The following is a 6,669-nucleotide window of genomic DNA, read 5'->3' on the forward strand; positions in this document are numbered from 1 at the left end:
TAGGCCGACACGGAGCGGCCGGCGCGCGTGCTCTGGGCGGGGCGGTGCCGTATGCTGTCGCCGTTCCTAACCGCTGTGCCCTCTGACGTGCCCCCCACTCCCATGACTACCGTCACCACCGCCCAGGCCACGGCCGTTCTCGACGCGGCCCAGGAGAAGGCCGAGGCTATGGGCATCAAGCAGAACATCGCGGTCGTCGACGCCGGGGCTAACCTACTTGCCTTCCGCCGCATGGATGGCGCGTGGCTCGGATCCGTCGACATCGCGATCACCAAGGCTAAGACCGCCCGCTATTTCGACATGCCAACGGGTGAACTGGGGGAGATGTCGCAGCCCGGCGGCTCGCTCTACTCGATCGAGCACTCGAACGGTGGGCTCGTCTCGTTCCCCGGCGGAATCCCCCTGGAGGACGGCGACGGACAGATCATCGGCGCCGTCGGCGTCTCCGGGAGCACGGTCGGCAACGACCACGCCGTCGCGCAGGCCGGTGCGGAGGCTCTCTCCTAATCGTAGGCGGTGGCGCCACGCAGAGGTCGGGTATGACAGCGGATGTTGTTGCGAGATCTCATCGTTTGGCGTGGTCTAGACTGTGTAGCTACCGTTCATTCAGGCTCGTCCCGATCACAGGAGTGTAGAGCAGCCGCCGAGGCGGGGTAAGCTTGGAAGCCGCCCCTACCGTAGTCCCCCGAGCAGCACCCCTGTAGTGGCAGTCCCTCTTACTCTCTGCGATCTCACCCAGTCGTACGCCGCCACCGGCGGGGGCATCCGCACCTACGTCCACGCCAAGCGCGCGTGGCTCGACGCCAACACCGATGTCGGCCACGTCCTCATCGTGCCTGGACCCGAGGACGCCGTCGAGCATGAGGGCCGTCATGTAACCCATTTCGTCCAGTCGCCGCCGGTACCTGGATCGTCGGCGTACCGGCTCCTCCTCCGCAACGGCCGTGTCCGCGAGCTCCTAGGGGCCGAGCGCCCTGACGCCGTCGAGTGCCTGTGCGCGTATAACCTCCCGTGGGCCGCCCTCCGCCATCAGCGCGAGGTGGACCCGTCCTGCGCCGTCGTCGGGGGCTATCGGACCGATTTCCCCTCGGCCTACGTCGAGCCGCTCGTCGGCGGTGTCCTTGGAGAGTGGGCGGGGCGGCACGCGGCGGCGCTCGGGTACCGCTACGTGGCCAGACTCTACGCCCGGTTCGACGCCGTCTACACGCTCTCGCCGACGCCCCGGGAGAAGCTGGCGGAGCTCGGGGTCGACAGCGAGCTCCTCCCGCTCGGGGTCGACCTTGAGCGGTTCCACCCGCGCTGGCGTGACCCCCAGTTGAGGGCCGCGCTCGGTGTCGGAGCCGGCTCCCCGCTCCTCGTTTACGCCGGCCGGCTCGACGCCGAGAAACGCCCGCTCGAGGTGCTGGATGCCTTCCGCCAGCTCCCCCCTGCGCTCGGTGCCCACCTCGCCCTGGCCGGGGACGGCCCGCAACGGGCGGAGATCGAGGCCGCCACCGCCCGGGATCCCCGCGTCCATGTGCTCGGATTTGTCGCCGACCGCGACCGCTATGCCCGGATCCTCGCCTCGGCCGACGTCTACGTCTCGGCCATGCCGCACGAGACGTTCGGGATCTCGGTCGTCGAGGCCCAAGCGTCGGGGCTCCCCGTCGTCGGGGTCCGCTCGGGGGCCATGCCCGACCGCGTCCCGCCGGGGCTGGGCCACCTCTCCCCCGCCGGGGACCCGGCCGCGCTCGCGGCGGGCGTCGAGGCCGTGCTCGCCGATGGATCCGGAATCCGCCGCCGCGCCCGGGCCTACGTCGCGGCTCGCTTCTCGTGGGACGAGACGTTCCAGCGGCTCCTGGCCCTCTACGACAGGGTCCTGACCGACCGACGGGTGGGCGCGCCGGCCGACGCGCCCCAGGCGAGCCGGTGAGGGGCACGTCCCCCGCGGACCGTTTCGGGACGATCGCCCGCGCCGCCGCCGTCCTCGTCCCGCTGGGCGTGGTTGGCAACGTCGCGCTCACGCTGCTGACGACCGAACGGGCGGTGCTCGACGCCGTAGCCGGGCTCCCGCTCGCCCCGCTCGCGCTTGCGGGTGCCCTCGCCGTCGTTCCGTGGACGGCCAACGCGCTCCGGCTCCAGCTCTGGACCTCGTTCGTTGGCTACCCGCTCCGGTTCCGGACCGCGCTCCGGGTCGTTCTCGGGGGGCTCCTCGGGTCCGCCGTCACGCCGACCGGGTCGGGCGGGGCGACGCTGAAGTGGGCGCTCCTGGCTCGGCACGGTGTGCCGGCCGGCCGAGTCGGGTCGCTCCTCGTCGTCGAGACCGTCGAGAACGCGGCGTTCATGGCCGTCGCCGTCCCGGCCGCCGTCGTTGTGACGGCGGCGGCCGATGTGCCCGTCTTGCGGGACACGCTCAGCCGCGCGGGCGCGGGCCTCGCCCCGCTCCTCGCCGTCGCCGTCGCCGCCTTGGTGGCCCTTGGGCTCGCCGCGTGGGGCGCGGCGCGCGGGGCGCTCGGGCGCACCCCGCGCCGCCTCGCTGCCCGGTGGCGGGGCCGACTCCGGCGGCCGTTCGTAGACGCCCAACTCGTGGCCCGTCTCGTGGCCCGTCGGGGGAAAGGGCGCCTCGCCCTCGGGGTTGCCCTCGCGGCTGCTCAGTGGACGGCCAAATACTCGGTCGCGGCGGCCGTGCTCGCCTTTCTCGGCGTCCCGGTCGACCCTGTTCTCTCGTGGCTCCTCCAGTGGACCGCGTTCACGGCCATGAACGCGGTCCCCACGCCGGGTGCGGCCGGGGGCGCGGAGGCTGTCTTTGCCGCTCTCTACAGCCCGTTCGTACCGATCTCGGTGCTCGGGCTCGCGACGGCGGCGTGGCGGCTGACCCTGTTCTACGCCCCGCTCGTGGTCGCCGCGGTTGCGTTTCTCGGCCTGAGCCGCGGCGCCCGCCCCCGAGGCCCAGGCGCCCTCTCCACCACAGCGGGGCGGTTGGACGTCCCGAGCCCGAATCCCGCGGTCGGACCCACACCCCCAGCGGCCAGACCGGATGGCCCCCGCCCGATTGAGTAGACCTCCGGCGGTCCACCGAGAGCCGCTGAAGGAACTCGGCGGACCAAGAATCCAACGACCGGCGGAGCTGTTGGTCGGCTACGAGCTGGGGGCCACGGAGGCTCCTCTCGGTCGGCGGCGCGTAGCTTTGCTGGTCCCCCCGCTTCCACCTCCGATGCCTGAGCCAACTGAGACCCCACCTGAGAGGCCCGAGCATGTTGACCCGGCTCCGCGGTGGCCGGAGCACCCCCGGTTGCGGATGGCCCTGGACTTCTTGGTGCTGCGCCACCTCAGGGTGGCCCGCGCCCGGGTCATGCGTCGGATCCACAACGTGAGCGCGCGTGACCGCAGCCCGGTCCGCACCACTTACGGCGTACGGATGGTGCCGGAGTGGTCCGACAAGACGTTCGCCTACTGTTACTACGGGACCTACGGCCCCTACCTCGCTGACCTGATCGAGGCAATCGACCGGCCCTTCGTTTTTCTCGATGTCGGGGCGAACCAGGGTTTGTTCTCGCTCCTCGCCGCGCGCAACCCACATTGCCGCCGGGCGGTCGCGTTGGAGCCTGTCGCAGCCACCTACCAGGCGCTGTGCGCCAACATCGCGGCCAACCGCCTGGAAGACCGAGTGGTGGCAGTTCAGTGCGCGCTCTCCGACCGGACCGGGTCGGGCACCATGACCGTGTCCGCGTCGCACAGTGGGGTCGCGACGCTTGGGGGTCACCTCGCGGACGCGTCCGGGGAACGGTCCGAGCCCGTCCGGCTCACTCGCCTGGACGACCTTGACCCTTCTCTCTTCTCCGGCCTTCCCATCTTCGCGAAGGTGGACGTGGAGGGCCACGAGACCGTCGCCCTGCACGAGCTAACGGGCTCGGCTCAGGCCGACCGGCTCATGGCCGTCTTCTTCGAGCTAGACGAGCGATGGACCGATGCAGAGGCCGTCTTAGACCGGCTGCGAGGGGCCGGACTCGATGAGTTTCACACGTACGGGCGCGGGAGGCACTACGACGTCTTGGCCTCGCGTAGGACGCCGGCCGCGACCGCCGGCCGCAGCGCGTAGAGCCCCCAGTCCCGAGGGTAGCGTAGCGAGTCTCGTGGGTTCAGCCACCCCAACCGACGATCACCCCCTACGACTTCCTGGAAACGTACGACGAACGAGTCTACGGCCTCTCTGGAAGACCGGGAGACCCTCAGTTGTCTACCGGGTGGTCTGTGGAACGCCGGCAGGCCGTTCTACACGTGTTCCACAAACTCGCGTTGGGCAGTGCAGTCTTGTGCCGACAAGCACGAGGCAAAACGCCCCGAACGGACTGTCCGGGGCGTTTTCATGGAGCCAACGGTCAGATTTGAACTGACGACCTGCTCATTACGAGTGAGCTGCTCTACCCCTGAGCTACGTTGGCGTGCCGCCTCGCGACGGACCCAAAACCTACGCACCCGGCCCAAGCGCGCCAACCCGCCCCCAGCCGAAATCCCGGTGAACCGCCCCGCCCGGGGCAGAGGATAGCGGGAATGCCCGCCCCGCCCTCACGGATGTGGGCGGGGTGGTGCCCAGTCCACCCCGCCCCCGCTCGGCACCACGCGGGGCGCCAGCGTCGTGGGCGGGGTGGAGGCCGCGAGGAGGACCGAGCGGGGCGGCCGAGCGATCTTGCCGCCCCGCCCGTTGCCGCCCCGCCGCCCGCCCGATGGCCCTCCTCACGTTCGACCGCGTCCTCAAGGACTACGGCACCAAGCCGCTCCTCGACGACGTCTCGTTCGTCGTCGAGGCCGACGAGAAGGTGGGCGTGATCGGCGCCAACGGGTCGGGCAAGACGACGCTGCTGCGGCTGGCCGCCGGCGTCGAACGGCCCGACGGCGGGCGCGTGCTCCAGGCGAGCGGCGCGCGCGTCGGGTTCCTCCCGCAGCGGCCCGACTTCGACGACGGCCAGACCGTGCTCGACGCCGTGTTCGCCGGCGAGGGGCCGTCGATGCAGCTGTTGCGCGACTACGAGGCGGCCGTCCACGCCCTCGAACAACACCCGGACGACGCCGAGCGCGTGACGGAGATGACGCGCCTCGCCGCCCGCCTCGACGCCGTGGGCGGGTGGGACCTGGAGGCCCAGGCGCGGGCCGTCCTCGACCGCCTCGACATCACCGACACCGACGCCCTCGTGGGCACGCTGAGCGGCGGCCAGCGCAAACGTGTAGCCCTCGCGCGCGTGCTCGTCGAGCGGCCCGACCTCCTCATCCTGGACGAGCCGACCAACCACCTCGACGCCGAGACCGTCGGCTGGCTCGAGGGCTTCCTCTCGGCGTGGACCGGCGCGCTCCTCCTCGTCACGCACGACCGCTACTTCCTCGACCGCGTCACGAACCGGATGCTCGAGGTCGGGGGCGGAGCGGTCACGCGCTACGTCGGAAGCTACTCGGACTACCTGGAGCAGAAGGCGGCGCAAGAAGTGGTTGAGGCCGCCGAGGAAGCGAAGCGCGCCAACCTCGCCAAGCGCGAGCTGGCGTGGCTGCGACGCGGGGCCAAGGCGCGGACCTCGAAGTCGAAGTCGCGCATCGACCGCGCCCACGCGCTCCTCGACGCGGCGCCGGACGCGCCCGACGCCGAGATCGAGATCGCCTCGGCGTCGACGCGGCTGGGCAAAAAGGTCGTCGAGCTCCACGGCGTGACGAAGGGGTTTGATGGGCGGACGCTCATCCGAGACTTCACCTACCTCGTCCCCCGCGGCGACCGGATCGGGATCATCGGGGCCAACGGCTCGGGCAAGACCACGCTGCTGGAGATGATCGCCGGCCGCCTCGCGCCGGACGCCGGGACCGTCGAGATCGGGCCGACCGTCTCCATCGGCTACTACGACCAGGAAAGCCGCGCGCTGGACGACGACCAGCGCATCCTCGACTACATCGAGGACGTGGCCGAGAACGTGGTCACGGCCGACGGGAGCGTGATCACGGCGAGCCAGATGCTGGAGCGGTTCCTGTTCCCCCCGAAGCAGCAGCGGACGCCCATCGGTCTCCTCTCCGGCGGCGAGCGGCGGCGGCTCTACCTGCTCCGCGTGCTCATGGGGGCGCCCAACGTGCTCCTGCTCGACGAGCCCACGAACGACCTCGACATCCCGACGCTCGTGGCCCTGGAGGACTACCTCGACACGTTCGCCGGCGCGCTCATCACGGTCTCGCACGACCGCTACTTCCTCGACCGGACGGCCGCTCACCTGTTCCGCATCGGCGAGGGCGGGGCGGTCCGCGAGATCCCCGGCGGCTACAGCGCGTGGCTGGAGATCCAGGCCCGCGAGGCGGCCGAGGCCGAGCGCGCGGCGAAGTCCCGCCCCGCCCCCGCGGTGTCGGCCCCCGCCCCGCCCGCGCAGAACGGGACGGGCGGGGCGGCGGGCGGACCGCAGGCGGGTGGGGCGGCCAAGCTGTCGTACAAGGAAAAGCGGGAGCTGGAGACGGTCGAGGCGCGCATCGCCGAGGCCGAGGCGCGGCAGCCGGAGCTGGAGGCGGCGCTCGCCGAGCGCGCGACGGACGCCGAGGCGGTCGTGTCGCTCTCCGCCGAGCTCGCGGCGCTCGTCGCCCAGCTAGAGGCCGACGTCGATCGCTGGGCCGAGCTCGCCGAGCGGGCGGAGTAAGGCGGAAGGCGGAAGGCGGAAGGCGGAAGGCGGA

At 71.6% G+C, this 6,669-nt stretch carries 5 protein-coding genes and 1 tRNA gene; 5 read left to right on the plus strand and 1 reads right to left on the minus strand.

The window, feature by feature from the left end:
• Positions 1-102: 102 nt before the first annotated feature.
• The 4 genes from RM540_RS15905 (at position 103) to RM540_RS15920 (ending at position 4,078) form a co-directional block, all read left to right on the plus strand.
• Entirely contained in the window at positions 103-507 is a 405-nt protein-coding gene (locus RM540_RS15905) for a GlcG/HbpS family heme-binding protein (protein WP_311665941.1), read from the plus strand.
• Between the two features lie 196 nt (positions 508-703).
• On the plus strand, positions 704-1,912 hold the full coding sequence (locus RM540_RS15910; RefSeq protein ID WP_311665943.1) for a glycosyltransferase: 1,209 nt from the start codon (positions 704-706) through the stop codon (positions 1,910-1,912).
• Positions 1,909-3,039: a lysylphosphatidylglycerol synthase transmembrane domain-containing protein gene (locus tag RM540_RS15915; RefSeq protein WP_311665945.1), complete on the plus strand. Its 1,131-nt coding sequence runs from the start codon at positions 1,909-1,911 to the stop codon at positions 3,037-3,039. Before RM540_RS15910 ends, RM540_RS15915 begins: the two co-directional genes overlap by 4 nt.
• A gap of 238 nt (positions 3,040-3,277) precedes the next feature.
• On the plus strand, positions 3,278-4,078 hold the full coding sequence (locus RM540_RS15920) for an FkbM family methyltransferase (protein WP_311665947.1): 801 nt from the start codon (positions 3,278-3,280) through the stop codon (positions 4,076-4,078).
• A 268-nt stretch (positions 4,079-4,346) separates the two neighbouring features.
• Here the strand turns inward: RM540_RS15920 and RM540_RS15925 are convergent.
• Positions 4,347-4,421, minus strand: a tRNA-Thr gene (locus RM540_RS15925).
• Between the two features lie 282 nt (positions 4,422-4,703).
• Between RM540_RS15925 and RM540_RS15930 the strand changes: the two genes are divergently transcribed.
• A complete protein-coding gene (locus tag RM540_RS15930; protein WP_311665949.1) occupies positions 4,704-6,635 on the plus strand; it encodes an ABC-F family ATP-binding cassette domain-containing protein in 1,932 nt (643 codons plus the stop codon).
• Positions 6,636-6,669: the final 34 nt, after the last annotated feature.

The sequence above is a fragment of the Rubrivirga litoralis genome (genome assembly GCF_031846415.1).
GTDB classification, from domain to species: Bacteria; Bacteroidota; Rhodothermia; order Rhodothermales; family Rubricoccaceae; genus Rubrivirga; species Rubrivirga litoralis.

Excerpts from the sequence above, each read along its gene's own strand:
- RM540_RS15905 (WP_311665941.1), top strand. The coding sequence starts at position 103 with ATGACTACCGTCACCACCGCCCAGGCCACGGCCGTTCTCGACGCGGCC.
- RM540_RS15920 (WP_311665947.1), top strand. The coding sequence starts at position 3,278 with ATGGCCCTGGACTTCTTGGTGCTGCGCCACCTCAGGGTGGCCCGCGCC.
- RM540_RS15930 (WP_311665949.1), top strand. The coding sequence starts at position 4,704 with ATGGCCCTCCTCACGTTCGACCGCGTCCTCAAGGACTACGGCACCAAG.